This is a genomic window from Serratia sp. HRI (assembly GCF_010119335.3).
GTDB lineage: Bacteria > Pseudomonadota > Gammaproteobacteria > Enterobacterales > Enterobacteriaceae > Serratia > Serratia nevei.
The window spans coordinates 1,694,920-1,721,572 of record NZ_CP083690.1; the positions used below are offsets into that span (position 1 = coordinate 1,694,920).

Sequence of the window (26,653 nt, forward strand, 5' to 3'; positions counted from 1 at the left end):
AGTGAGGAAGGTCCTTTAGCGCCAAGAGCATAGCGCCGGCCCCCGGTGAACGTCAAACGACAAAAAATCGCATCATATTGTTTTATATTAATATTATATGCATTGATTGGTATTCATTGCCTGAAACACTATGCTTTAACAGAACAGGGTAAACACTCACCGACAGCGAGGCGGCCAATGAAACCGATCGACAAAAACGTGGGGGAGTACAACCTCACGGCGGAAAAAAAAGCGGGCATGATCACCGGCACTATCCGCGGTGAACTGCCGGACAGCGACGCCAACCTGCCGCTGGTGCCCTTCTCCGGCACCTTCGCCGGCCCGAGCGTGGCCGACGCCATCGCCGATATCCAGCAACAGTTCCCCGATATCGAACCGGCGATTATCGACGACTTGCGCGAGGAACTGCTGAAGGCCGGTTTCTAAACCGGATCGCGGTGCCGCACGAACGGGCTGTAGACCGGCGCGCCGGGCTTCAGCGCCAGATCGGCGTCAAAATCGTCATTGCGGTTGAACGGCACCGCCGGCCAGGCGGCAAGATCGCTTAAGCCTTCCCGATACGCCTGCGTCACCTGCGCCAAAGCAGCGTTCTGCGCCTGCCGCTCCTCGCCCGCCAACCCGCCGCGCACGCCATAGACCAGGAACGGCTCCAGCACGCTAAAGCCGATATAGTGCAGCGCATGCATGATCGGCCACAGCATCAGCCGCATATCGCCGTCGCGCCCGTCCGGCGCGCAGGCCTGAGCGGAAGCGCCGGCGGTAACGGTCAGCAGCGCCCGTTTGCCGCGCATCACGCCGTTCTCATGGCGGTGGCGGCTGTCGTACACCCCGCCGTAAACGAACACCCGATCCATCCAGCCCTTGAGGATGGCAGGTGCGCCGAACCACCAGAAAGGGAACTGCAGCACCAGCGTATCCGCCCAGCGCAGCAGCTCGATATGCCGCCGGATCTCCGCCGGCAGCGCCTGGATCGTCCAATGATGACGCTGCTCCTGCATCGCATCGAACCTTCCCGCCTGCTTTCTGCTGGGGTAATGGCCGGCGCCCTCGCGCGGATCAAATCCCTCCTGATACAGATCGACCGTCTTCACCTGGTGCCCCTGCGCCAGCCAGGCCTGCCGCGCCTGTTCGACCAAATGGGCATTGAAAGAATGCGGCTCGGGGTGAGCCAGCACAATCAGCACGTTCATCCTGTTTCTCCCGCTGTAAGGTGGTGCTGCTATGCTGTGGCTTTATCGCACCCTTGGCAATTACGCACCTGAAGGTAACTCCCAATGGCTTATCCCGGCGACGTCTATTCGAGTAAATGCTCCGCGCGCGATGCGCTGGCGCTGATTTCCGGCAAGTGGGTGATGCTGATCCTGCCCGCGCTGGCGCAGCGGCCTATGCGCAACGGCGAGCTGCTGCGCCGCATCGACGGCATTTCACAGAAGGTGCTGACGCAAACGCTGCGCCAGCTGGAACGCAACGGGCTGCTCGAACGGCTGGATTTAAGTGAAAAGAATCAGGCGCATGTGGAATACCGGCTCAGCGCCGTCGCCTGCTCGCTGGTCGAGACGCTGACGGCGCTGGACCGATGGGCGGAATACCATTTCCCCGAGCTGGACGCCGCCCGCGAGCGCTATGATGCCGACCGCAAGCGCGCGGCCGATTAAAGCGGTTTGGCCCGCAGCGTCTCGCCACTGCGCACGAAGTTGCCCGCCCCCAGATGATGAATAGTGTGCAGATCCGCATTGGCGGCGGTGAAATTCCAGCGCCCTTGCTGGAACACCCGCTCGTCCGCCGCCGCGCTCAGCACCTCGCCGAAGCAGGTGTCGTATTTTTCCTGCGCGCCGCTTTCCGGTAATAAGCGGCACTCCAGCCACGCCACGCAGCCCTGTTCGATCAGCGGCACCTGCAGGGTGGCGCTCGGCGCCGCGGCGATGTGGAAGCGGGCGAACTTGTCGTCATCCAATCCGGACACGCTGCCGACCGCGTAGGTGGCGTCGATGAACATGGCCGCCGGCACGCAAATGCCGAATGCGCCGCTTTCCTCGATCATTTGCCGGCTGTGCGCCCCTTTGTCCACCACGATGGCAATGCGCGGCGGGCTAAACTCCACCGGCATCGACCAGGCGGCGGCCATCACGTTGCGTTTGGCGCCGTCGCGGCTGCGGCTGGTGATCAATACCGTCGGGCCGTGGTTCAGCAGGCGGCTGGCGTGTTCGAGGGCGACAGGGCGAAAGTGGCTCATCGGGAAATCCTTGCGAGTGAGTGATTGCCCAGCAGTGTAGATCTGCGCTGTGGCGGCAGGCAACGCAAGGCGCACAGAATGCGCAGCTGAGGCGCTTGTTACCCGTCGCGCCATCCGTTATCTATAGTTAAATCAATTCGCCGCTAACGGCTCCCCCCACCTGAGGATCTTGCCTTGACGTTTTCAAAACACCCTATCGCCGCGCTGGCGCTGGCAAGCGCCGGCCTGCTGTCGGCGGGCAGCGCGCTGGCCGCTTCCGATGCGCTGGTGTACTGCACCGTCGCCTCGCCGGAATCGTTCAACCCGCAGCTCTCCAGCTCCGGGCCGACCTTTATCGCCACCTCGCAGGTGCTGTACAACCGGCTGGTAACACTGCGCGAAAGCGATAAAACCCCCGCCCCTTCGCTGGCCACCGAGTGGAGCGTCAGCCCGGACGGCAAGACCTACACCTTTACCCTGCGCCAGGGCGTGAAATTCAACAGCAACAAATATTTCACCCCAACGCGCGACTTCAACGCCGAAGACGTGGTGTTCACCGTGATGCGGCAGAAGGATCCCGCTAACCCGTATCACAAGGTCTCCGGCGGCAACTATGAATACTTCACCGACATGGGCCTGGATAAACTGATCGCCAAGGTGGAAGCGGTGGACGAGCATCACGTTCGCTTTACGCTGAGCCAGCCCAACGCCGCCTTCGTCGCCGACTGGGCGATGGATTTCGCCTCGATCCTGTCCGCCGAATACGCCGACGCAATGTTGAAAAAGGGCACGCCGGAATACGTCGACAACTGGCCGATCGGCACCGGGCCATTTGCGCTTCAGCAGTATAAGCAGGATTCGCTGATCCGCTACATCGCTAACCCGCACTACTGGCAGGGCGAAGTGGCCAGCAAGCATCTGATCTTCTCGATTACGCCGGATCCGCAAACCCGGCTGGCCAAGCTGAAAACCAACGAATGCCAGATCATCCCCGCGCCGCTGCCGGAACAGTTCGCCGCCATCAAGGCCGACGGCAACCTGCAGCTGCACGACATTACCGGGCTGAACGTCGGCTATCTGGCGTTCAACACCCAGAAAAAACCGTTCGACAACCTGCTGGTGCGCCAGGCGCTGAGCTATGCGGTGGACAAGAAAGCGATCGTCGCCGCAGTGTTCAAAGACAGCGGCACGCCGGCCAACTCGCTGCTGCCGCCAGGCATGCTGGGCTACAACGATAAACTGCCGGAGTACGCCTACGATCCGCAGAAGGCGCGCGAGCTGCTGAAGCAGGCCGGGCTGGAGCAGGGCTTTGAGACCGACATCTGGTCGATGCCGGTACAGCGCCCCTACAACCCGAACTCGAAGCGCATCGCCGAGATGATCCAGAGCGACTGGGCGAAGGTGGGCGTGAAAGCCAAGATCGTCACCTGGGAATGGGGCCAGTATCTGGCCGGGCTGCGCAAAGGCGAACAGCAGAGCGCGCTGTACGGTTGGGTGTCGGACAACGGCGATCCGGACAACTTCGCCACCCTGCTCGGCTGCGCCGGGGTACAGAGCGGCGCCAACGTGGCGCGCTGGTGCGATAAGGATTACGACAGCCTGATCCAGCAGGCGATTCAGGAAAATCAGCCTCAGGCGCGCGCCAAGCTGTATCAACAGGCGCAGGTAATCTTCGCCAAACAGGCGCCGTGGCTGCCGCTGGCCACCGGCAAAGTGTTCTACGCCACCCGCAGCAACCTGAGCGGCTACGTGGTGGATGTGAACGGCAGCGACTTCGCCAAGGCCAAATTGAACTGATCCCAGGCGCCGCGGCGAGAGCTGTGGCGCTACTCGCCTCATCGCTTAATAAGCTGTCAGCCTCTGAACCTACCGCGCATTAGCTTCACAACTTACGATGCCAGCTCCCGCCCCTGCCGCCAGGCACTTAACCCACTAAATTCATAGCTTAATAAGCGGCTTAATCCCTGGCATTTTGCTTAAACTGCGCGCAGGCGCTTTCCTCGCCTGTAACATTTCGTTACCATCGGCGCACAGACCCTTTAACATCAAAAGGTAACCCGGTGCAGAACACCTACATGCCGTGGCAAATTCGCCTGCACTGGCTGGTGGCGATCCTGCTGGTCATCACCTGCGTCACCATCGAGCTGCGCGGCTTTGCCGAACCGGGCAGCGCCCCCTGGTACGTGCTGGTTGTCACCCACTTCAGCTGCGGCGTAACGGTGTTTGCGCTGATGATCGCCCGCCTGTTTCTGCGCTGGCGCCACCCTTCGCCCGCTATCGTGCCCAAACCGCCGAAGTGGCAAACCGGCCTGGCGCACCTGACGCACACCCTGATTTACCTGCTGCTGCTGACGCTGCCGGTACTGGGAGTGTACTCGCGCTATCTGGGCGGCAAGGAGTGGTATCTGTTCGGCCTGCCGATGCCGTTCGCCGACGTGGCGGATCGGCCGCAAGCGCGGACGATTATCGGCTGGCACAAAACGCTGGCGTCGTTCGGCTATTGGCTGATCGGCCTGCATGCCGCCGCCGCGCTGTTCCACCACTATATCGTCAAGGACAATGCGCTGGTGCGCATGCTGCCACTGATGAAAAAGCGCTGACTACCCGGCGCCAGGGATGAATTTTCGGGCCACGCCCGCTGACAGGGAATGACATGCAAACCCAATTTTTTAATGTGACCGTCGAGCAATGCGCTTGCCAACAGACGGCGCCCGACAACCTGGTGAGGATCATCGCCTCCGGCCAAACGTTCTTTTTTTACCGTGACGACTTCAGCGACAGCGAAAATTTGCTGGCCAGGCTCGCCGCCGGCGATCGGGTGAAGATTGGCGCCCACCGCCTGCGGGACGGCAGCTATTGGCTGCACTGGCTGCTGCACGGCACTAAAGGCCGCCTGGAGCCCGACAGAACGCTGAAATACAAGCTAAAATACGTTGCCCTGCTGCTGCTGGGCGCGGTGCTGGCCGGCGGTTTCCCGACGGGCTTTTTCATCATGGACCGGGAAGATTCCTGGCTGACCATCGCCCTGTTCTTTATCGCCATCATCGCCGGCCTTATCGGCATCGGCCTGGTGCTGTTCGTCGGTTCAGAACTCCTGCTGATCGCGCACCGCGGCCGCAGGCGCCTGCTCAGGACGCTGGATCGCGTGCTGCTGGGGCAAGACGTCACGCCGCCCGGCTCGCTCAGCCTGAAAATCCCCGGCATCAAATACCGGGCCGTCCGTGCAGACGCAACGCCAGTGCCCACAACGCAACAAACCGAGTTTCCCCTCCCTGACGGCGTCGAGGCCTCCGGCATCGAGACGGTCAACGCCCTGAGCTACGAACTCCTCCACTATGAGATCCCGCGCCAGGTGCAGTATTTGGACACTTATGCGTGGCGCCAGAAGGAGACGCACTTCGCGTTGACAACCCGCGCGCTCAACGTCCCCAATACCAAACTGCATCCGGTATTTCGTCGGCAACATCCGCTTTTCATCGCCAAAGGCGATCCGCTGCAGGTGCTGTATTGCGAAAACGACACCGTCCCCGAGCTGCCTACGGTACGTGGGATCATCAACCATCGCGATCGCCAGACCTATCTCATCGGCGGCAGCCGATACTTCACCGAAGCCGGTCTTAACCTGAGCGCGCGCGTTGTCTTCATCCTCGGCGCGATCGTGATGTGTTTGATGCTCGGCCTGATCGTGTGGGATAACGCCGATACCCCAGCGGGCTTTTACCTGGATGCCTGGACCCTGAGTCGCCTCGGCAGTGAATTGCCGCCGATTCTGCTGCTGATGATGCTGATGATCAGCGGCCTGGCGCTGCTGATCGAGGGCTTCGCCCAGATCTGCCGCCTCTACGCTTTTGAGCAGCACCGCACGTTTAAAACGTTCAAATACCTGCGCAATCTGCGCCGCAGGCTATGGCGGCAGGAACAGGTGACGGAGCTGAAATGATGACGTTAGCGCTTTATAAAAGACCCCTTATTATCCTGACGCTGTTTTTGGCCAGCGCGCTGGGCGTCTATTTTCTCGCCCCTGAACAACGCTATGCACAGTGGCAATGGACCCAGAGCGACGAGGCCTTGCCGACGATAGCCCGTTACGATCTCATCCACAGCTACCCGGCGCAGGACGGCGCTCTGCTGCTCATCAGCAAAAGGAGCGAGAGCGGGGCTTACAATAGCTTTTACGGCTGGGCGGCCAACTACCTCAGCCAGGTGTTATTCACCGGCCCGAAGGGGCTGCAGATGCTGGGGCAACTCGACGAGTTGATCTATGATGCGGTTTGCGCCGAGCAGGAGTGCGTGCTTTTTCTGTCCAAGGGGCGCAGGCTGGTCGATGTGCAACGGGGCACCCTCGGGGCGCTGATCCCATGGCCCGAGGGCGACGATAGCCTGCCTTCTTTTATCGGCGGCAAACTGGTGGCGCAGCCGGGGAAACGCACGCTGTATTTCATCAGCACCGAAGGCGTATTCTACAGCCCGGACTTTGGCGCCCATTGGCGGCAAACGCTGGATCTGCCGGCACAGCTGGAAGCGCGGCAGCTGCTGGGCTTTGAGCGCGGCGAGGAGGACTCACCGACGGCTAACGCCTCCGGTAAGCGCAAATCCATGCCCGAGATCTTTACCGCCGTTGATGGCGATCGCGTGCTGTTCTGGATGAACCCGGTGCTCGGTTCCGGCGCCTTGCACATCGCCGTTAACGGCAAAACCGGCGAGGTGGCCGAACTGCATTGGCTCGCGGTGCGCGTAAAGGAAAGCGCCCAGGCCCCGGATGGCGGCATCTACCTGATCGCGCAAACGCTGGACAGAGGGCTGTATCAGCTCCTGCGTTATCAATCTGACGGGCAGCTGACGGTGCTGTTGGAAAACGGCGATAAATCGCTGTATCAGCTGTGGGCGGGCAACGACAAGCTGGTCGCCCAAACGGATAACGGCGATGCGCGTCTTTCGCTGATTTTCGATCTGCGCTCATCCGACGTGCGCTACCGGCAGCCGTTGGAGTACCGCTACAACGGGCGCGACGACGCACGCCAGACCGTGATCGAACCGGAAAGCCACTATGGCGATGACGGGGAGCCCCCCCCACTGCCCTACTTCGTCCGCTATCGTTCCACCACGCCGTGAACATGAAGAACCTGCCATGCTGCTAGGTTATGGCGCCGGCGCCGCAGGATTGCTGGCGCTGTTGTTGGCCCTGCTGCTCACCGGTATCCTGCTCACCTGGTGGGGCTGGCGCTACGCTTCTGCCCGCTGCGGCCGCCCGCGACCGCCGCTCTCCTGGGGCGGCTATCTGCTGGCCTCGGCGCTGGCGGTCTACCCGGTGGCGTGCGCGCTGATGCTGATCGGCATGGCCATCCAGGACATCAAGAGCCAGCGGGCGGAAGATCGTTGGAATCAACGCAGCTACCTGACGCTCGACGAGGCAAAGCCGCTCGGTGAAATCACGCTGCCGAAGGGAAGCTGGGTAAATCGGCAGGAGCCACGCCGGCCCGGCACCGAAGACAGCCCTATCACGATGGACGGCGTGACCGCCGTGCGTTTTCCTCAGCCACAGAGCGTGGCCGGCGTGCCGATCATCGCCTTCGAGGTTTTACCGCCGGTGATGGAGCTGGCAGGTGCGCATACCTTCACCCGTCCAACCGGCCAAAGGGTGCACTGCGAAGCCGGTTGGTTGGTCTCTTTCTCTTTACCGTCGGATCGGCCGGCTCCGCAGTGGGAGGAGTGGCAGGCCGGGCTGCCAGCGGCGGCATTTCGGCCCAGCGGTTGGGCCTTTAGGGAGTGCTTCTCCGGCAGCCCGATCGCCGTGCTGACCTTGCACAACGGCGAAGTCAGGGTGCTGCCTTAAGCCTTACGCCGTGGCGTTGGGCAAGCGCACAGTCACGCGGTTATTGGCCGTGGGCAGCTGCAACGGCAGCTCCTGCCAGCTCACCGCGATAACCAAGACCGGCGGCGCCGCTACGCGCGCCTCACGTCCGCCGAGCCCCGCACCGTAGGCATCCCATTCAATCACGAACACCCCGCCGTCTTGCGGCTCGACCCGTTCGACGAAAAAAGTGCTGTCCGAACCGCGCCCGCCCGCCGGTTTGTGCGCGTGAGAGAGCAGGCTGAACCACTCGCCGGCGAAGTGCAGATGGTACAGGCCATCGACAATATGCTCGCCGTGGAACTGGCAGCCGCCGACGCTCAAGCCGTCACCCGCCGGGGATTCCGCCACGCGATCGAGATCGCACACGAAGAAATTGGTCGGCCTGTTATCCAGCAACAGCTCATAAGGCGGCGCGTGCAGCAGCGCGGCAGGATCGTCCGCATGGCGCAAATCCATCGGCAACATCGAGCGCGCCGCCAGCGCCCGCCCGCTGGGTAAGGCGATCGCCAGACGATCCGCCGGATCCTCAGCCCACTGAGGCACCCACAGACCGCGCACCTGACGTAGCGGCGTAGCCTCCGCCTGCCGACACCTCGCCCGCAGCCGCGCCAGCGCCTCAGCGGAACCGGCGGCCAATGCCGCCTGCTCGCGATCGGTCAATGCAGGCAGCGCGTACATCATTCGGGCGGCAGGCTCGTACACCGTCACCCCCTCACCCTCGCGGCTGCGGGTCGGGATCAGGCGCAGCTTGCCGCCGTCCACGTCCTGCGGCGCGGCACAGGCGCTATGCACAATCGCCCCGTCGCGCAGCAGCAGCGTCCAAAAATTGGGGCCGCCCATGCCCAGCTCCCCCACGCCGCCAATCTGCCGATCGCTGTCGCCGGCGTGCGCCATCTCAATCGGCTGCGAGCGCCAGTCGGTCTTGCGCCACTCTGCGGCCTCTTCGGGGTCTTGCGCGCCTTTAGCGACGTACTTCGCCCATTGCAGCACGGCGAACAGCGCGATGCACAGCACGCCGAAAATCGGGTAATCCCGCCAAATCAACAACCAACCGACGATCAAAAGGGCCCAGGCGGCCATGGCGATATCCTTTTCCACGAGAAAACCGCCTGATTCTAGCTCAGGCGGTTAGCGGAGTTGAAAAATATCGCCATCAGGCCAGGCGCTATTTGCCCTTGGCCTGGAACAGCTGATTCACCAAGGTCGTCGCCGGCATATCCAGCGCCCCGTACAGCTCACCGGCTTTGGCATCGCCATTATCCCCCAGCCACTCTACTCCCACCGTACCGTAATCCGTCGGGATCACTCCGGCCTGAATCAGCCGAGCCATCCCCGCTTCATGCTTGGACTGGTTGAAAGTGCCGGAGGCATCGATCACCACATAGGTGTCGTACCCCGCCGCTTTGGCGGTGATCGCCGGGAACCCGGCACACACTTCCAGCGATACGCCGGCGATCACGATCTTTTTGCGGCCGGTGGCCTCGACCGCTTTGCGCACGTTTGCGTCGTCCCAGGCGTTGACGCTGTGGCGATCGATAATTTTCACACCCGGCAACGCAGCCTTGAGCTCCGGAATGATCGGCCCGAACGGACCGTTGGCACCGGTCGACGTCACGACCACCGGGATCCCCATCACCTGGGCCGCTTTGGCGAGCGCCACGACGTTATGTTTCAGCGCCGCGCTGTCCATATCACGCACGCCGGTGATCAGGCCGAGCTGATGGTCAACCAACAACAGTACCGAGTTGTTGCGATCCAACAGCTGCAAAGAGCCAGACGCCTGCTGCGTCTGAGTATGCGGCTGCGACGCAGCCGGCGCGGCGAAGGCCGGCTGCGCCGCCCCGGCCATCGCAATGGTCAAGGCCAACGTGCGGTAAAAGTTTTTCATGATGCTTATCCTCATTTCAACAATGGTGTGCCTGCAGGATAAAACCGCATCAATGAGGGTTAAATAGGCGACAATAGAAGCTATCATTGCAAAAATGATCACAATGAGGTGCGCGATGTCTGTTTTTCCGCTCGATCTCAACGCCATGTATTTTTTCACCCAGGTCGTTGAGCACAAAGGATTTACCGCTGCCGGCAAAGCGCTGGGCATCCCAACCTCTCGCCTGAGTCGCCAGGTGGCGCAATTGGAACGCCAACTCAACCTGCGGTTGCTGCAAAGAACCTCGCGGCGTCTCCAACTCACCGACGTCGGCCACGAGGTCTATCAGCACTGCGTCGCAATGATGCAGCAAGCGCACCAGGCCCAGCAGGCGGCCTTGCGCACGCTGGCGGAACCGAACGGTACCGTACGCTTCAGCGTGTCACCGCTGCTGGCGGACGAAGTGATCGCATCTATTTTGCCGACGTTCATGGCGCGCTTCCCCCGAGTGAACGTGGAAACGCACGTCACTGCCCGACGGGTAGATCTGTTGGAAGAAGGGCTGGACTTCACCCTCCGCGGACTTGGCATCGCCAACGAGGCCGCAGGGCTCATTCAACGGCGGCTCGGCACCGCCAAATGGCTGCTGGCCGCCAGCCCGGTATGGCTGGCGCGACACGGTGCCCCCGCAACACCACAGCAGCTGAGCGATATGCCCTGCCTGCTTTACCCGCCACAGCAAGGCGCGCCGGGCTGGCGGCTCTACGGGCCGGAAAACGCCGTGATTAACGTGCCCTTCTCGCCCCGGTTAAGCAGCGATAATTTGCAGGTCATCCTGCATGCCGCCCTTGATGGACAAGGCATTTGCGGTATCCCCTACTATGCTTGCCGCCAGGCGCTCGCGCGGGGGGATTTACAAGAGGTGCTCAGCGGGTGGCATCCACAAAATGGCGAGCTGGTGCTGCTTTACCCATCACGGCGTGGTGTGCCACCGGCGGTAAAAGCGCTGATCGAATTTTTTTGCCGGGAAATACCGCCGCTGCTGGACGACCGCTAACAGCAGGTAAAGGTGATTATTCCAAACGAAGTGAATAATAAGCCTGGCAATATATCCATATTACCCTTGACGTTATTTATGTAACTGCACGAATCACATAAATAACGCTTCACAGAGTGATTCCAACGTAAAGAAACAACTCTCTTAATATCAATGAAATACTTATAACCAGATTAAAAAATTAAAAATGAATGCAGAAAAAAACTGCAATAATTTGTGTATATTCTAAACATTGACTATGTTTAGACATACTATTTATATGCAGATAAAAATGCCAAACAAAAAAGATAAAGGCGTTTGTTAAAGTTAAATCACCCCCGCTAGCCACGAGGGTGGAAACCATTTCATAGCAATATTCCGGGGGGATGTTATTTCCACGGAACGGGTAACCTTGCGTTTTATCAAGCCAATAGGCTACACACCGCAATTAATATCATTATTAGTATTCCGGAGAGCGACAATGAAAATCGTTACAGGCATTATCCTTACCTCTGTAGCCGCCTTCAGCGGCGTGGCTTACGCGGCCGATGCGCAGCCTACCACCGGCAGCGCGGCGGTGATGTTGGAACACGTGCACGCCGTGATGGAAAACGGCAGCCCGGCGCCGCAGCACGACGCCGCCTGCAAAAAAGAACTTTCCATGCCGGAATCGAAATATATGGGCATGAAGGTTAAAACCGATTACACCATCAACAGCAGCACCATGATGATGTCGGCCAAATCGATGTTCCCATCGCCGGATTCCATGAAGCCCATGGAGCTGACGGTCGATCTCTCCGCGTTGGGCCTGGCGGATGTGTATGCCTTCGGCGCCTTTAAACCGGCCGCATTGCCGCAGGCCTATATTTACTTCACCATCGACAAGGATTTTAAAAATCCGGTCAGCACCTTTATGATCATCAACCAAGGCAAGCAATATAACTGCGTAATCTCCAGCTCGAATAAAATGATGAGCAAAGAGATGCGCGGCAAGATGATGATGAAAAAACAGTAGCGGAATGAAAAGCGGCGCTCACCTTAGCAGGAAGCGCCGCAATAAAAATCAGATCAGGCCAGGATTGTATTTCTGGTTGAACTTCTCTTCCGATTGGAACAGATAAATAATGCCTTCGATAAAGCCGACAATCGCAGGGATCCCCGTCCAGCAGAACAGCAGGTAGAACAGCCCCCACCACTTCATCCCTAAGTAAAACTTGTGAATGCCCAGCCCACCCAGGAAGATGGCCAGCAGGGCCGCCGCGAGCTTGTCTTTTCTGCTCATAGTGCACTTCTCCTTACTTCTCACCGAACCACCGGCATGTCCCGAAAACGGATGCCGCTCCGCAGAGCGCCGCATCGCAATGCTTGAGGAGAAAAACATTCATCCATCAAGACTCAACAGGGGTAATTATAACAGCGGATGATTAAACGGTTGTTTAACCGGCGAAAGGATAAGCAGAGGGAAGCATGGGAAGTAAGGCGACAGACGCCCGGTTTCGGCTCAAAAAACACGTACGCTTGCAGGATCTCGTCGGCATAATAGATGGACGACAATGATCCCGCAGCAGTCATTGTAAGAGATAAGGTTAAAACAGATTTTCATTGCCTGATATTGGCATACCGTTCTCATTTTTAGTTTCCCTGGTGAATACCTGCAGACGACTAAAAGCGGCTCACTTGCAGGCGTTCAAAAAAATGATCACATCACGCCACTAGCCACTAAAGCCCATCACTTTGAATATTATGCGCCGCGATCGCGTTCGCCATCAGGGCATAATCCTTGATGACCCCCGCGTGACGACGCCCTGAGCAGAAAATAAAATCACAGCGCTGCTCATCTTCGATCAGTTTTTTTGCCAGATGCCTGACTCGCAATTTGGGTGTTGCATTAATTCTTGTCACCCGCTCTCTTTCCGTTTGATTGCTTTGCGGATGAACCTTTTCTTCATACTCGCCGATCATCAGGGTTATTTTATTAACGCTTTCAGCGATTGTTAACTTGCCATCAGGAAGCAACACCCCATTCCCCCACCAGATCGATGGGCTGGCCGCCAGATAATTTTGAAACGCGTCAGGATGGTTCAACAACGTATAAAGTACAAAATGCCCGCCATGTGAATGACCTGCCAGCGTTTGTTTGTCTATATTGATTGAGTAGTGTGACTCAATCCAGGGCTTAACGCATGTGGTGATAAACTGATAAAATGCCGGCGCTCCGCCACCGTCAATAAACTCTTTATCATCAGAGGGAACCGTATAGTCGCGGGTTCTTGCTTTTAGTATATCCACCCCATCCTGATAGCCGATGCCGACATAAAGAATATTGTCGTTACTTCTGCACCGATGGTGTTCAGTCAGCCTGGAGAACTGAGTATTGGCATCGAGAAAGTAAAGCGCTTTTAAATCGCCATGCGCTTGCTTGTCATGCGCAATAAAAACGCTATAACGCTGACCATTAAAGCTAAAGTCCTTCGTTCTTGAAATCAAACATCCACACATAACAACCTCACTTTATAAACAAGCCAATGGTTTAACATTGGCGATAATGTCGTTTCCCAGAGGAGAGAAAAGACGGTGAGATTCAACCGTAGCAACAGATTATTCTGCTTACGACACTTGCTGGTTGTGTGAATGATTAAACAAATACGCTGATATATACCTTGCAGCACATTATCACTCAGCAACAAACAGAGAACTCTCCCACAAATAGGTATTTGACGCCGGCACCGCATTTTTCTTACAAGGCAGGCGTTACCAATAATTGTCCTATTAAGAAAAAATTTATCGGAAAGCCGTTCACCCTATGCACTATTTTCAACCTTACCATGTCACTTCAATACATTGATTAAGGTTGCAGCTACATTCTCCGCAACTAGTACTGCTCACCAACCAGGTGCACAACCTGAACCGCATGCGCAAAAGGCCGGCCGAAGCAGACTCAGGGCGACATGCGGTCCGGTTAAAAGCGTCCCCTCCATCAAACCTTGATAGATCATGGATAATAAATTAAGAATCACCCATTAAAATATCAAAAATACCATCAATTAATAAACGAAAAATCAAAATAAAAAACGCACTTATAGGATGAAAATCTTGGAAAGAAATATTATCTTAGAATTACTCTCGGGACAGATCGTCCCTGGTCCGGCGTGGAGGAAAAAGAGCTTCCGTGCAAAGTTCTTGCTTCGCCTTATTTTATACTATTCATCGACTAAAAAATCACTATCCATTTTAACTCTACAGAGTGAGTTGAAATCGATGCTATATAATCAAGACACATTCCCGTGTAAAACGCACCGGCAATACCTGACGCGCAACCTCAATGCCAAACAACGTGCATCGGCAATTGTCAGCCATTACCGGTATGTGTCCTCTCTCAGTAACAAAGCACTGTCCAGCGCGCTGATATCGCGAGAAGAAACGATTTTGGCGGAATTCACCGGCAGAGAGAAGGCTCGTTTTACCATTTCGGCCTCTTGTGCGCACAAAGCAGAACGCGAGGGCGAGTCAACGCTATGGTTGCGTGGCGACAATAAAGAACTGCTCGCCAGCGCGACCTTTTCTGCCGTGTCCGAGAGGGCCGAATGGCATTTCGTCATTGGTGGCCTGCAAGGTCCTGGACGACATGTCCCCCATGAGACCATCAAAGAAGCTACGCGCGCTCTGTCGGGTATTTTCCCCAAACGTGTTTTGATAGAGTTTATTAGCCACCTTGCTGATCTCACCGCGGTGCGCGCTATTTATGGCGTCAGCGATAATGGACACGTTTTTCGCTCACTGCGGTATCGAATGAGTAAAGGCCGACATTTGCATGCAAGTTACGACGATTTCTGGTCGTTAATCGGTGGGGTAAAACAGAATTCGTGGCGCTGGCAGCTGCCCTTGACGTTTGAAAGAAAATCATTGGAACATATACCCAGTAAAAAGCGGGCGGAGTATCGCCGACGTTTTCAGATCATAGACGATATAGCAGAGCAAGTTCGCACGCTTAATGCGACTAACCTCTACGCGAAAATCGCTTAATGAAGCTATCATGATCATTCTTGGGACAGTTTTTTGAGTCAAATATCCCGTACATTGCCCCCCAATCGCAGGGAAAACCAGTTGCCATCCTTCTGTCGGCCAGCGCTACAGCACATCGACGCGTCGTCACACGATAAGACGCTTTGCCCACAATGCGACATGCTGGTGGCGCTGCCGCCGCTGGCCTATGGCAGCAAAGCGGTATGCCCGCGCTGCAAAACCACGCTCAGCACCCGCTGGGACGAACCGCGCAAGCGGCCGATCGGTTACGCGCTCAGCGCCTTGTTCATGCTGGTGTTGGCCAACATTTTCCCGTTTATCAACATGCGCGTCGCCGGCCTCGGCAACGAAATCCGGCTGATTCAAATTCCGGAGGTCATGGTGGCGGAAGACTACGCCAGCATGGCCACCTTGTTTATGGTGTTCGTGCAGCTGATCCCGGCGTTTTGCATGGTGGCGATCGTTCTGCTGTGCGCCAAAGTGCGCTTGCCGCTGGGGCTCAAAGCGTGGATGGCCCGGGTGCTGTTCCAGTTCAAAACCTGGTGCATGGTGGAAATTTTCCTCGCCGGGGTGCTGGTCAGCTTCGTCAAGCTGATGGCCTACGGCGATATCGGCATCGGCAGCAGCTTCGTGCCTTATTGCCTGTTTTGCCTGCTGCAGGTGCGCGCCTTCCAGTGCGTGGATCGGCGCTGGCTGTGGCAGGACATCGAACCGGCACCGCGTCTCGATCGCCCGCTGACGGTGGGGCGCACCGGCATGCGCCAGGGCGTGCGCTCCTGCGCCTGCTGCACGGCGATCCTGCCGGCCAATCAGGTGCGCTGCCCGCGCTGCCACACCAACGGCTACGTGCGCCGCCGCCACAGCCTGCAGTGGACGCTGGCGCTGCTGGTGACCTCCATCATGCTGTATATCCCGGCCAACCTGATGCCGATCATGGTGACCGAGGCGCTGGGCAACAAGATGAATTCCACCATCATGGCGGGGGTGGTCCTGCTGTGGGGGAGCGGCTCTTATCCGGTGGCGATGGTGATTTTCATCGCCAGTATCATGGTGCCGTCGCTGAAAATGCTGGCGATCGGCTGGTTATGCTGGGATGCCAACGGCAGGAAGAAGCCGCGTGCCGACAGCGAGCGGATGCACCTGATTTATGAAGTGGTCGAGTTCGTTGGCCGCTGGTCAATGATCGACGTGTTTGTGATCGCCGTATTGTCGGCGCTGGTGCGAATGGGGCAGTTGATGAGCATTTATCCTGCGACGGGCGCCGTGCTGTTCGCGCTGGTGGTGATCCTCACCATGTTCGCCGCCATGACATTTGATCCCCGGCTGACCTGGGATCGCGCAAGTGAAACAATCAACAAGGAGCCGCAAGGTGACGGAAAATAATCATAGCGTCGCAGACGTTGAGAAGATCAAACGCTGGTCGCCGGTGTGGATCATTCCCATCGTGACCGCGCTGATCGGCGCCTGGATCCTGTTTTACCACTTCAGCCATCAGGGGCCGGTGGTGACGCTGGTCACCACGACGGCGGAAGGGCTGGAAGCGGGTAAAACCAAAATCAAAAGCCGTAGCGTGGACGTCGGCGTGGTGGAAACCGTCACGCTGAGCGATGATCTGAGCAAGGTGATGGTGCAGGCGCGTCTCAATGCCGGCATGGAGAAACTGCTGCGTCAGGACTCCGCCTTCTGGGTGGTGAAGCCGCAGATCGGCCGTGAAGGCGTTTCCGGGCTGGGCACGCTGCTGTCCGGCGCCTATATCGAACTGCAGCCGGGCAGCAAGGGCAAAGACGGCAAAGACAACTATCAGCTGCTCGATGCGCCGCCGCTCGCCTCCCCGGACGCCAAGGGGCTGCGCATCGTGCTGGACAGCGAGAAATCGGGCCAGCTCAACGCCGGCGACCCGGTGCTGTTCCGCGGCTATCGCGTCGGGTCGGTGGAAACCAGCTACTTCGATCCTAAAGAACGCGCCATGCGCTATCAGCTGTTCATTACCGCGCCTTACGACCAGCTGGTCACCACCAACGTACGCTTCTGGAAAGACAGCGGCGTGGCGTTCGACATGTCGGCGCAGGGCATGCGGGTGGAGATGGGCTCGTTGACCACGCTGTTCAGCGGCGGCGTCAGCTTCGACGTGCCGGACGGCTGGGATCGTGGTGAACCGGCGAAAGAGAAGGCAGAGTACCGGCTGTTCGACAACCAGCGCAGCACGCAGGATTCGCTGTATACCGTGCATAAGAATTACCTGCTGTTCTTCTCCGATTCGGTACGCGGCCTGCAGCCGGGCGCCCCGGTCGAGTTCCGCGGCATCCGCCTGGGCACGGTAGCGCAGGTGCCGTTCTATAAAGACGGCATGGCGCAGCGCCTGGATAACGACTACCGCATTCCGGTGTTGATCCGCATTGAGCCCGATCGGCTTCATAAACAGCTGGGCGGCAACTTCGATATTGAAGGGCTCTTGAAAGACGCGGAATCGCGCGGCATGCGCGCCTCGATGAAGTCCGCCAACCTGCTGACCGGTTCGCTGTATATCGATCTCGACTTCTATCCGCAGGAAAAACCGTGGAAAGGGCCGCGCGAGCTGTTCGGTTATCCGCTGATGCCGACCACCAGCGGCGGGCTGGCGCAGATCCAGCAGAAACTGATGCAGACGCTGGACAAGATCAACGCGATGCCGATCAATCCGATGATCAACGAAGCGACCAAGACGCTGGCGGAAAGTCAGAAAACCATGAAGTCGACGCAGCAGACCATGAAGTCGCTGAACGACATCATCGCCAGTAAAGAGATGCAGGCGCTGCCGCAGGACATGCAGAAAACGCTGCTGGAGCTGAACCGCAGCATGAAAGGGTTCCAGCCAGGTTCACCGGCTTACAACAAGATGGTGGGCGATATGCAGCGCCTCGACCAGGTGTTGCGTGAGCTGCAACCGGTGCTGCGCACCCTGAATGAGAAGAGCAACGCGCTGGTGTTTGAAGCCGCCGGCAGCACTGACCCTCAGCCGAAGAAGGCCACGAAATGATGAAATGGATCCCGGTAGCCCTGGCGCTGTTGCTCAGCGCCTGCAGCAGTTCGCCACAGAAGACCTACTATCAGTTGCCGGCGCTGGGGGCGCCGGCCGCGGCCGGCAGCAGCGGCGCTTCCACGCGCCAGCTGTGGCTGGAGCACGTGAGCGTGGCGGATTATCTGGCGCAGAGCGGTGTGGTGTATCAGACCAACGACGTACAGTATGTGATAGCCCAGAACAACCTGTGGGCCAGCCCGCTTGACCAGCAGCTGCAGCAAACGCTGGTCACCAACCTGAGCAGCGCGCTGCCGGGCTGGGTGGTTTCTTCGCAGCCGATGAGCAGCGATCAGGATGTGCTGAACGTGACCATCAGCGGTTTCCATGGCCGCTTTGACGGCAAGGCGATCGTTCGCGGCGAGTGGGTGCTGAACCGCCAGGGGCGCTTGATCAAACGGCCTTTCAGTCTGGAGCTGAAACAGGGTGAGGACGGCTATGATGCCCTGGTGCGCACGCTGGCGCAGGGCTGGCAGCAGGAAGCTCAGGCTATCGCCAAGGTGTTGTCCCCCTGAAATGGCACTCAACAGCCATAATGCGCCGGTGACGGCTTATGGTGATGGGATCAGATTCGGGATTAGGCCTGTTGACGACGCACCAGAATAAAATAAAAAGTACAAAAAGTTCCCATCCTACTTGGGAACTTTTTGATAAAAAATAACAGCATGACGACAGTCATTACCGCTGGCGCTCACAGCGTTGCCCATGCAAAAAAACTTTATGGCCGCCAAGAGCATCAGAGCATTATCAGAACTGATATAGATATAAGGTTTTAGATATTATTCTCGTCTGATAAGCGTAACCTCATGCATATCAGACACTGAAGCGTTCACGTTTATTGCATTGTGACGAGTTCAAGGACGCCATTTATAACAAACTGAACCCCCATACAGACCAGCAGGAATCCCATCACTCGGGAAATAGCATCGATTCCCGCTGTTCCTACAAGCTTCATAACACCCAGTGACGCCCGTAGAGATACCCATAAAATCAGAGAAATGGCTATCGCAATCAGGGGGGGCGCGGTATAGGCGACCCATAAATCCAGATGCGATGTTTCAGCGCTGAATGTCGACGCAGCACTGATCAACATAGCAATGGTACCCGGGCCTGCCGTACTGGGCATTGCCAAGGGGATAAATGCTATATTTTTGCTTTTTCCCTTCTCGCCGCTTTGAGACTTATTCACATCCTGCGGAAACAGCATGTTAAACCCAATAAAGGCAACGATCATTCCACCTGCAATTCGTAATCCCGGAATGGATATGCCAAAGGTATTAATAACAGCCTTACCGGCATACCATGAAACCATCATAATCACAAAGACATAGAAAGCCGCCATCGCTGACTGCTTCTTTTTTTCTTGTTCAGACATGTCGCCTGAAAGCCCAAGAAAAAGAGCTACAGTGGTCAATGGGTTTACCAGCGGCAGCAATAAAACCAACCCTAGCCCAATAAGTTTAAATAACTCAAACATCTGCCTACCTCCTTTTTAAGACTCCCCCGGAGTTATCTCCGGGGGTAAGTTCTATCGAGACTTCTCCCACTGCAGAACGGCGCTGATGGCAGCCGGCAATACCGTCAGGGTAAATAGGGTGGCAACGAATAACCCGCCAATAATGGCATAGGCCATAGGCCCCCAAAACACCTGATGCGCGATAGGTATCATCCCTAATATTGCTGCACAAGCCGTCAAGAGTATCGGTCTGGAGCGATGCAGTGACGCCTCGACGATCGCCTCAGTATTATCCGCACCTTGCGCCCTGTTTATTTCCACTTCTTCAATAAGGATCACGGCATTGCGGATAATCATCCCCGCCAACGCAATCACGCCAAGAAGCGCGACAAACCCCATCGGCGTTCCGGTAGGTAACATGGCAGCGACAACGCCAATCAAACCGAAGGGGGCAATCAACAGCGCCAGCATCATGCGTGAGAAACTACGCAACTGCACCATCAGCAAGATCAGCATCACCAATAGGGTCACTGGCAGAACCGCGAATACTGAACGGTTGCCTTTCATGGCTTCAATGACGCTTCCCCCCTCGGTAATATGATATCCCGGCGGTAAATTTTTGCGCAATTCATCGACCACAGGCGCCAAACTCTTGGATACGCCGGACGCATTCAGCCCTGGCGCAATATCCATTTGCACCGTAATGAAAGGCTCTCGTTGCCGCCGCCACTGAATAGGTTCGGCCAACGTATAGCCTATCGTTGCGATCTGCTTTAATGGCACCACGCGCCCATCGGCCGTCGTTAATTGCAAATCCGCGACGGTTTCAATGTCTCTCCGCGTGTTTTCCGAAGCTCGCAGCACCACGTTAACCTGACGATTTCTGTCTCTGATCGTCGTTACAGCGGACCCCGAATACATTTCAGCAAGAGCGCTTGCGACATCCTGAGAGCTTAATCCCAAGGCTCTCGCTTCCGTCTGATTAAGCGTTATATAGAGTTCTCGTTGTGGTTCTCCCGCAGTAAGGTTGACCTCTCTTGTCTGCGGGTTGTCGCCGAATTTCGCCGCCAACTCCATGGATATCTCACGGATTTTGGTCAGATCCGGGCCGGAAACGCGATATTTCAACGGCCAACCTACCGGGGGCCCCAGCTCCAACGGCGAAGCACGCGTAACAAGATGGCCGAAATCTTTTTGCAGAATTTTTTCAAGCCTGGACTTCACGGCGTCACGCTCTTCAAGTCCCTTGGTAACCACGACCAATTGAGCGATATTTTCGTTATCAAGCAACAGGTCCATCGGCAAATAAAACCGCACGGCACCCGATCCAACGTACGTCGTAAAATGATCAATATCGGGATCCTTCTTGAGGATTTCCTCCAAGCGAATGGCTTCCCTCGCCGTATCTTCCAGCACGGCATTTCTCGGCAGAGTCAGGCTGACGAGCAACTCCGGCCTGTCAGAAGCGGGGAAAAACTCCTCTTCCATGTGTGAGGATCCGATAAAAGCAATGGCCAGCAACAGAACCGCCACGATGCAGGTCATCCCTCGGCGCTTAAGGATATATCGCAATGCACTTTCGTACTTTTGCATGACTTTACCTTTACCGTGGGCGTGTTCCTTCATCACCTTAGGTAAAAGCCACACGCCTATCAGCGGTGAAAAAAGTACGGCAACAATCCAGGAGTTGATGAGTGAAATCAGCACCACCATGAACAGAGAATAACAGTACTCCCCCGCACTCGACGTTGCGAAACCGACCGGGATAAAACCGGCGATCATGACCAATGTGCCGGTCAGCATCGGGAAAGCCGTCGTCGTCCAGGCTTTTGTCGCCGCCTTTTTGACAGGGTCTCCCTTCTCCAGGCGCGACATCATGATCTCTACAGTGATCATGGCATCATCGACCAGCAACCCCAGCGCAATAATTAACGCGCCGAGTGAGATACGCTGTATGCCTATGCCGGCAATTTCCATGCCGATAAACGTCATGGCCAGCACCAGCGGAATGGATGCTGCAACCACTAACCCGGCACGAGTGCCTAATGACAAGAAAGACACAGCCAGCACAATGACGACCGCCTCAAGGAGCACTTTCATAAAGCTCCCCACCGCGTCATGCACCACCGTCGACTGATCGGCCACTTTCAGCACGTTGATACCCGCAGGCAAGCGGCTGGAGATATCATCCATCTTTTCGTTAAGCGCTTTGCCGAAATCCAGCATATTGCCTGTCGGGGCCATGGAGATGGCCAGGCCAATCGCCGACTCCCCGTTAACCCTGAAGGCCGGCGTCGGCGGATCGACCGCCTCGCGAGAGATAGTCGCAATATCCGTCAGAGGAACGAATTTATCCTGAATATGCAGTGTCAGCTGTTTGAGGCTTTCTTCCGATGCGAAAGCGCCGCTGACTCTCAACATGACTTTATCTTTGTCTGTTCTGATTTCTCCGGCCGGAGTCACGGCGTTTTGTGCGCTGATGGCGTTTTTGATTTGGTCGAGCGTCAGCCCCATGCCCGCGATTTTCTGCGGTGAAAATGATAAGATGACCTGCTCTTCTTTTACGCCCAGCAGGTTCACTTTCCCGACGTCTGGCAGCGTTAAGACGTCCGTGCGAACTTTATCAACCAGATCGCGCAGTTCGCGCTCGCTGAATCCTTCACGCGTAAAGCCATAGATGGTGCCGTAGGTATCATCAAATTCATCGTTGACGGCAGGTGAACTGACGCCGGCAGGCAGCTGAGGGGAAACGTCCTTGATTTTTTTCCTGACCGTATACCACAGTTCCTTCACTTTCTCCGGCGGCGTATTATCACGCAGATAGATAAAAATAACCGACTCGCCGGGCCGGCTGTAACTCTCCAAATAATCAAGATAAGGAACTTCCTGAAGTTTCTTCTCCAACGGATCGGTCACGAAATTGACGGTATCCTCCACAGAGGCCCCAGGCCAACTCGCGGAAACCACCGCCGTTTTAATGGTAAACGCCGGATCTTCATTGCGCGGCAAGTTGTAATAGCTCATCACCCCGGCAATGGTGAGAACCAACATAAAAAAGGCAACCAGTTGCTGATTGGCAAGCGCCCAGGCAGACAGGTTAAACTTCTCGCGTTCAGAGGCATTCATCAGAATTTATCCTCCAAACTCACTTTCTCCCCTGGCCGTAACTTGCTCACGCCGGCGATCACCACCTTGTCACCAGGTTTGAGGCCATCAGCAATAAACACGTCCTCAGAGCTATAGCGAATAACGTTAACTTTGCGCAATGCCAAGGTTAATGTATCCGGTTGAACGATTAAAACGGCAGGATCCGCACCATCACGGGTCATCGCAGACGCCGGCAGAACAAACGCTGCCTGCCCCGGGATCACGATACTTCCCTGCACCGTCGCGCCCAAAGCCATTTTCTCTGGAGGGTTCGACAGCGAGACTCTGACTCGCCAGGTGCGCGTCTGCTTATCCGCCTGTGGATTCACATCTCGGATCACGCCCTCAGTCACGACGGAAGGATCGGAAAGCAGCGCAATCTTGACTTTATTATCGGACAGATTGCTGTACAAAATTGCTTCTGGAACGTCAAATACGGCATCCACTCCCTGATTGAGTGAGAGCGTCACGACCCCCTGCCCTGCGCTGACAGTTTGTCCAGGATTCAGATTAACCGAAGTCACTACGCCATCTGAAGGCGCAACGAGACGGGTATAACCCAATTGCTCCTGAGCGATTTTCAAATTCGATTGAGCAGAGACGCGTTTTGCCGCCGCGACTTCAAGATTGACCCGCGCTTCATCAACCTGAGCCTGCGCGATAGCACCGGTTTTGAGCAATGATTGCAGCCTTCTGAAATTGAGAGCAGCCAGACGCTCTGAAGAAACGGCACCGGCCAGTTCGGCCTGCGCACTGCGCACCTGATTCTCGTTATTTCTGGGCTCCAACGTCGCGATCGTTTGCCCCGCCTTTAATTTGTCCCCCACATCGACCGGCCGGCTGAGGATCCGGCCGTCAATGCGAAACGAGAGCTGAGATTCCTCATGGGGGCGAATTTCTCCGGTATGCTTTATTAAGACTCCGCCAACCGGATTATCGACGGCAAGCGTCCGTACGGGACGTGTAGGCACCTCTTCTGTCTTTGCTTTATCATCACACCCCACCAAAAACACAAACACGGGAATAATAAAGAGTTTCCAGTTTTGAAATAGGGACACGCTCTTGACCGCACTTATTAACCTGAAAAAACCAACTGACATAAGACATTCTCCTGATAGTCTGTTGAAGAATTAAACCTTTTTTATGTGTAGATTAAATCCATGATTATTCAAGAAACCATCAAGATTCTATTTTCATTGGCAGAATGAGTAGAAGCAGCATCCCACCTTCAGGATGATTCTGAGCACTGAGACTGCCGCCGTGCTCGCGGCTTATCGCCATGGCGATAGAGAGGCCGAGTCCACTCCCTCCCAAATTTCTCGATCGAGAACGCTCTTCCCGGGAAAAGCGCTCGAACATCAAGGGTAAAAAAGCTTCACTGACGCCCGGCCCATAATCGCGAAAACCGACGATAACCTTATCATCAGCATGGTTAACAGTGATGGTCAATTTCTTGCCGGAATGCGCGTAACGAATTGCATTTTTTATGAGAATCGTAACAACTTGCCCAATTCTGAACGGATCGGCGTAGACGAATACGGGAGCAGGACATTCAAATTCAATCGTGAAATCCTCCTGCGAAACTTCAGCCTTTAGCCATTGTAAACGCTCCTGAATCAAATCGCACAGATTCACATGGTATTTTTCTAATGATAAGGCCCCGGCTTGTGACAAGGACAGCGTTTGAAGATCATCAATAAGGCGATTAAGGCTTGCCAAGGGCTGCATGACCAGATTTAACTGATGCTTGTCCGGCTCGAACACGCCATCCATAATTCCCTGAAGGCGTGCGATTGAAGCCGTCAACGGCGAGCGTAATTCATGCGCCATAGCGATATGAGAAGCACGTAACTCCCCTTCATAATAAGTCAGTTTTTTGGTCATCTCATTGAAACCGTGAGTTAGAGTAAGAAGTTCTTCCGGCGCTTTATCTTCTAATTTTGCTTGCACAGAGAAATCCCCCTCAGTGACTTTTCTCGCGGCAGCGACCAGGTAGGAAAATTGCTTCGCCAACGGCCGCGACATATAGAGCCCCAGTAAGACCATGAGAGGTATAGCGACGACCACCAAAATAGCCAGCATAATCCAATCCCCCGAGGTGATAGACGGATTAGCAAAGTCAATGCCATACCAATAGTGAAAAAGGCTATAAAACCTGTACAAATCTTCATTGGGATTATTAAGCAAGTGCAGGAATTCCTTTCGGACATCCACCGGCATTTCATGATATAGAACCCAGGTGCTATAAATGGCATAGCGCAACCACATACAGAGTGCAATAATAACAACCACACCGACAGATTGAGAAATTACCCTCACGCAAATCCACTTCCAAAGCGAAACTCTTTTGCTTTTATTATTCATTTATTCCAATACCTGTAGCCCATCGCTCTAACGGTCAGCAGTACATCCTCCACCCCTACCGAATTGAGTTTTTTGCGCAAGTTATAAATATGCGTATCGACAACCCGCTCAAATGCATCACTTTCCGGCAAACACATATTTAACAATGTTTGGCGGGAAAACGCTCTTTTTGGCGCACGCATTAGCACAGATAACAGTAAGAACTCAGTCGGTGTAAGATCCACTGCAATTTTAACGTTTTCGGCGTGGCAAACGTGAACCAGCATCGCCTCTTCATCAAGTTGTACCGGGCCACAAATAATAAGTTCGGATTTTATATTTAATGCAGTCGCTCTTCTCAGCACGGCATGAACCCGAGCAACGACCTCACCCGGGTTGTAGGGTTTCACGATGTAATCATCAACGCCGTGCCTCAACGAGGAGATCTTATCCTGAATCTCGCCGATTGCCGTCACCATGATGACCGGCACATCGCTCTTTCTACGCACACGTGCCAATACTTCATTGCCATTTATTCCCGGCAGCATGACGTCTAATAAAACCAAGTCAGGTTGCCAGGAAAAAACCATCTCTAGCCCTTTAACACCATCGCCGACTTTGGCAACGGCAAAGCACTCTCTTTTTAGATAAGCTTCCAAGACTTCTGCAGCATGCATATCGTCCTCGATGATTAAAATTCTTTTTTCTGCCATATATTAACCTGCTATTCAGTCACGCTAACCAAGTGAAAAATATAATAAGCTTAGCACTTTTTTATTTAAAGAATAAACAAAAAACGAAGATAATACATATCAGGCGGTTAAAAATAAAGTCAGCACGACTTCATTCAAAATCAGCCCGACAAAGAAGGCAACACAATAACATTAAAATTCAAATAGTTACAAACTAAACATCATAAATCCCAAAATAAAAAGAACAGAAATTGACAACATCTTGACAAAGTTAAGCAATAATCGAGATTTCAATAGCGCCAACAGGTGAAGATATAAGGAGTCGATGCAATGGAAATGAGCAAAGTTGAATTGAACAATCAAGAATATTTATTAATAGCGTTATCAATCTGTTGGAAATGCATCTCAGGCAACCGGTAAACATCATCAACCTGATTGATAAAACTGGATATTCAAAACGTTCACCCGGGGTGAAATCGCGCATCTGGTGATTGATTCCACCGGGCTGAAGGTCTTCGGTGAAGGCGAGTGGAAAGTCAAAAAGCATGGCCAGGAACGCCGCCGTATCTGGCGTAAGCTGCATCTGGCAGTTGACAGCAACACACATGAAATCATCTGTGCAGACCTGTCGCTGAACAATGTGACGGACTCAGAAGCCTTCCCGGGTCTTATCCGGCAGACTCACAGAAAAATCAGGGCAGCATCGGCAGACGGCGCTTACGACACCCGGCTCTGTCACGATGAACTGCGGCGTAAGAAAATCAGCGCGCTTATCCCTCCCCGAAAAGGTGCGGGTTACTGGCCCGGTGAATATGCAGACCGTAACCGTGCAGTGGCTAATCAGCGAATGACCGGGAGTAATGCGCGGTGGAAATGGACAACAGATTACAACCGTCGCTCGATAGCGGAAACGGCGATGTACCGGGTAAAACAGCTGTTCGGGGGTTCACTGAATTCCAGATGGTATG

The 26,653-nt window shown here is 55.5% G+C and carries 24 protein-coding genes and 1 pseudogene; 14 read left to right on the forward strand and 11 right to left on the reverse strand.

Features of this window, described 5'->3' with window-relative positions:
• The first annotated feature begins 177 nt into the window (after positions 1-177).
• Positions 178-426 carry a hypothetical protein gene (locus GF111_RS08310; RefSeq protein ID WP_147191087.1) on the forward strand — a complete coding sequence of 83 codons (249 nt, stop codon included), beginning with the start codon at positions 178-180 and terminating at the stop codon, positions 424-426.
• On the opposite strand, the gene GF111_RS08315 is transcribed toward GF111_RS08310, so the two are convergent.
• Positions 423-1,190, reverse strand: coding sequence for an NAD(P)H-dependent oxidoreductase (locus GF111_RS08315; RefSeq protein WP_038873126.1), 768 nt, complete (start codon positions 1,188-1,190; stop codon positions 423-425). The genes GF111_RS08310 and GF111_RS08315 overlap by 4 nt on opposite strands.
• 84 nt (positions 1,191-1,274) lie before the next feature.
• On the opposite strand from GF111_RS08315, the gene GF111_RS08320 reads away from it, so the two are divergent.
• Positions 1,275-1,655 carry a helix-turn-helix domain-containing protein gene (locus GF111_RS08320; protein ID WP_038873124.1) on the forward strand — a complete coding sequence of 127 codons (381 nt, stop codon included), beginning with the start codon at positions 1,275-1,277 and terminating at the stop codon, positions 1,653-1,655.
• On the opposite strand, the gene GF111_RS08325 is transcribed toward GF111_RS08320, so the two are convergent.
• Positions 1,652-2,233, reverse strand: coding sequence for a flavin reductase family protein (locus GF111_RS08325; RefSeq protein WP_033641194.1), 582 nt, complete (start codon positions 2,231-2,233; stop codon positions 1,652-1,654). The genes GF111_RS08320 and GF111_RS08325 overlap by 4 nt on opposite strands.
• Before the next feature lie 174 nt (positions 2,234-2,407).
• On the opposite strand from GF111_RS08325, the gene GF111_RS08330 reads away from it, so the two are divergent.
• The 5 genes from GF111_RS08330 (at position 2,408) to GF111_RS08350 (ending at position 8,045) form a co-directional block, all read left to right on the forward strand.
• Positions 2,408-4,009, forward strand: a complete 1,602-nt coding sequence (locus GF111_RS08330; protein WP_055312975.1) for an ABC transporter substrate-binding protein — start codon at positions 2,408-2,410, stop codon at positions 4,007-4,009.
• Between the two features lie 278 nt (positions 4,010-4,287).
• A complete protein-coding gene (gene cybB, locus GF111_RS08335) occupies positions 4,288-4,812 on the forward strand; it encodes a cytochrome b561 (RefSeq protein ID WP_071934070.1) in 525 nt (174 codons plus the stop codon).
• Positions 4,813-4,865: 53 nt separating this feature from the next.
• A complete protein-coding gene (locus GF111_RS08340) occupies positions 4,866-6,152 on the forward strand; it encodes a hypothetical protein (protein WP_147191085.1) in 1,287 nt (428 codons plus the stop codon).
• Positions 6,149-7,324 (forward strand): hypothetical protein, encoded by a 1,176-nt coding sequence (locus tag GF111_RS08345; RefSeq protein ID WP_047728803.1) that lies wholly within the window; start codon positions 6,149-6,151, stop codon positions 7,322-7,324. Before GF111_RS08340 ends, GF111_RS08345 begins: the two co-directional genes overlap by 4 nt.
• A gap of 16 nt (positions 7,325-7,340) precedes the next feature.
• Positions 7,341-8,045: a hypothetical protein gene (locus GF111_RS08350; RefSeq protein WP_147191083.1), complete on the forward strand. Its 705-nt coding sequence runs from the start codon at positions 7,341-7,343 to the stop codon at positions 8,043-8,045.
• Between the two features lie 3 nt (positions 8,046-8,048).
• Here the strand turns inward: GF111_RS08350 and GF111_RS08355 are convergent, their stop codons facing one another.
• On the reverse strand, positions 8,049-9,164 hold the full coding sequence (locus GF111_RS08355) for a hypothetical protein (RefSeq protein WP_224217828.1): 1,116 nt from the start codon (positions 9,162-9,164) through the stop codon (positions 8,049-8,051).
• 67 nt (positions 9,165-9,231) lie between these two features.
• A complete protein-coding gene (locus GF111_RS08360) occupies positions 9,232-9,954 on the reverse strand; it encodes an isochorismatase family protein (protein WP_147191081.1) in 723 nt (240 codons plus the stop codon).
• Between the two features lie 115 nt (positions 9,955-10,069).
• Here GF111_RS08360 and GF111_RS08365 point away from each other — a divergent pair, with 115 nt between their 5' ends.
• Both GF111_RS08365 and GF111_RS08370 read left to right on the forward strand, forming a co-directional pair.
• A complete protein-coding gene (locus GF111_RS08365; RefSeq protein ID WP_047728809.1) occupies positions 10,070-10,990 on the forward strand; it encodes a LysR substrate-binding domain-containing protein in 921 nt (306 codons plus the stop codon).
• A gap of 460 nt (positions 10,991-11,450) precedes the next feature.
• Positions 11,451-11,984: a hypothetical protein gene (locus GF111_RS08370; protein ID WP_038873104.1), complete on the forward strand. Its 534-nt coding sequence runs from the start codon at positions 11,451-11,453 to the stop codon at positions 11,982-11,984.
• 48 nt (positions 11,985-12,032) lie between these two features.
• On the opposite strand, the gene GF111_RS08375 is transcribed toward GF111_RS08370, so the two are convergent.
• The gene (locus tag GF111_RS08375) at positions 12,033-12,251 is read right to left on the reverse strand and encodes a TM2 domain-containing protein (protein ID WP_015376761.1); all 219 of its coding nucleotides are present in this window, start codon (positions 12,249-12,251) and stop codon (positions 12,033-12,035) included.
• 437 nt (positions 12,252-12,688) lie between these two features.
• Positions 12,689-13,468 (reverse strand): alpha/beta hydrolase, encoded by a 780-nt coding sequence (locus GF111_RS08380; protein ID WP_055313632.1) that lies wholly within the window; start codon positions 13,466-13,468, stop codon positions 12,689-12,691.
• A gap of 585 nt (positions 13,469-14,053) precedes the next feature.
• On the opposite strand from GF111_RS08380, the gene GF111_RS08385 reads away from it, so the two are divergent.
• The 4 genes from GF111_RS08385 (at position 14,054) to pqiC (ending at position 18,562) form a co-directional block, all read left to right on the forward strand.
• On the forward strand, positions 14,054-14,992 hold the full coding sequence (locus GF111_RS08385; RefSeq protein ID WP_048232775.1) for a VirK/YbjX family protein: 939 nt from the start codon (positions 14,054-14,056) through the stop codon (positions 14,990-14,992).
• Positions 14,993-15,151: 159 nt separating this feature from the next.
• Positions 15,152-16,375, forward strand: coding sequence for a membrane integrity-associated transporter subunit PqiA (pqiA, locus tag GF111_RS08390; protein ID WP_038874500.1), 1,224 nt, complete (start codon positions 15,152-15,154; stop codon positions 16,373-16,375).
• Complete coding sequence (gene pqiB / locus GF111_RS08395; RefSeq protein ID WP_162419854.1) at positions 16,362-18,008, forward strand: intermembrane transport protein PqiB; 1,647 nt, start codon at positions 16,362-16,364, stop codon at positions 18,006-18,008. The genes pqiA and pqiB overlap by 14 nt, the downstream gene beginning before the upstream one ends.
• The gene (gene pqiC, locus GF111_RS08400; protein ID WP_047728820.1) at positions 18,005-18,562 is read left to right on the forward strand and encodes a membrane integrity-associated transporter subunit PqiC; all 558 of its coding nucleotides are present in this window, start codon (positions 18,005-18,007) and stop codon (positions 18,560-18,562) included. Before pqiB ends, pqiC begins: the two co-directional genes overlap by 4 nt.
• A 320-nt stretch (positions 18,563-18,882) precedes the next feature.
• Here the strand turns inward: pqiC and GF111_RS08405 are convergent, their stop codons facing one another.
• The 5 genes from GF111_RS08405 to GF111_RS08425 form a co-directional block, all read right to left on the reverse strand.
• A complete protein-coding gene (locus GF111_RS08405; RefSeq protein ID WP_060435476.1) occupies positions 18,883-19,524 on the reverse strand; it encodes a MarC family NAAT transporter in 642 nt (213 codons plus the stop codon).
• 51 nt (positions 19,525-19,575) lie between these two features.
• A complete protein-coding gene (locus GF111_RS08410; protein WP_134267163.1) occupies positions 19,576-22,629 on the reverse strand; it encodes an efflux RND transporter permease subunit in 3,054 nt (1,017 codons plus the stop codon).
• Positions 22,629-23,750, reverse strand: coding sequence for an efflux RND transporter periplasmic adaptor subunit (locus tag GF111_RS08415; RefSeq protein WP_038871286.1), 1,122 nt, complete (start codon positions 23,748-23,750; stop codon positions 22,629-22,631). Before GF111_RS08415 ends, GF111_RS08410 begins: the two co-directional genes overlap by 1 nt.
• A gap of 79 nt (positions 23,751-23,829) precedes the next feature.
• The gene (locus GF111_RS08420; RefSeq protein ID WP_147191624.1) at positions 23,830-25,014 is read right to left on the reverse strand and encodes an ATP-binding protein; all 1,185 of its coding nucleotides are present in this window, start codon (positions 25,012-25,014) and stop codon (positions 23,830-23,832) included.
• Positions 25,011-25,706 (reverse strand): response regulator, encoded by a 696-nt coding sequence (locus GF111_RS08425; RefSeq protein WP_094461309.1) that lies wholly within the window; start codon positions 25,704-25,706, stop codon positions 25,011-25,013. Before GF111_RS08425 ends, GF111_RS08420 begins: the two co-directional genes overlap by 4 nt.
• Before the next feature lie 421 nt (positions 25,707-26,127).
• On the opposite strand from GF111_RS08425, the pseudogene GF111_RS08430 reads away from it, so the two are divergent.
• Positions 26,128-26,647 (forward strand): annotated as a pseudogene (locus GF111_RS08430) (IS5 family transposase); the annotation flags it as partial.
• Between the last annotated feature and the right edge of the window lie 6 nt (positions 26,648-26,653).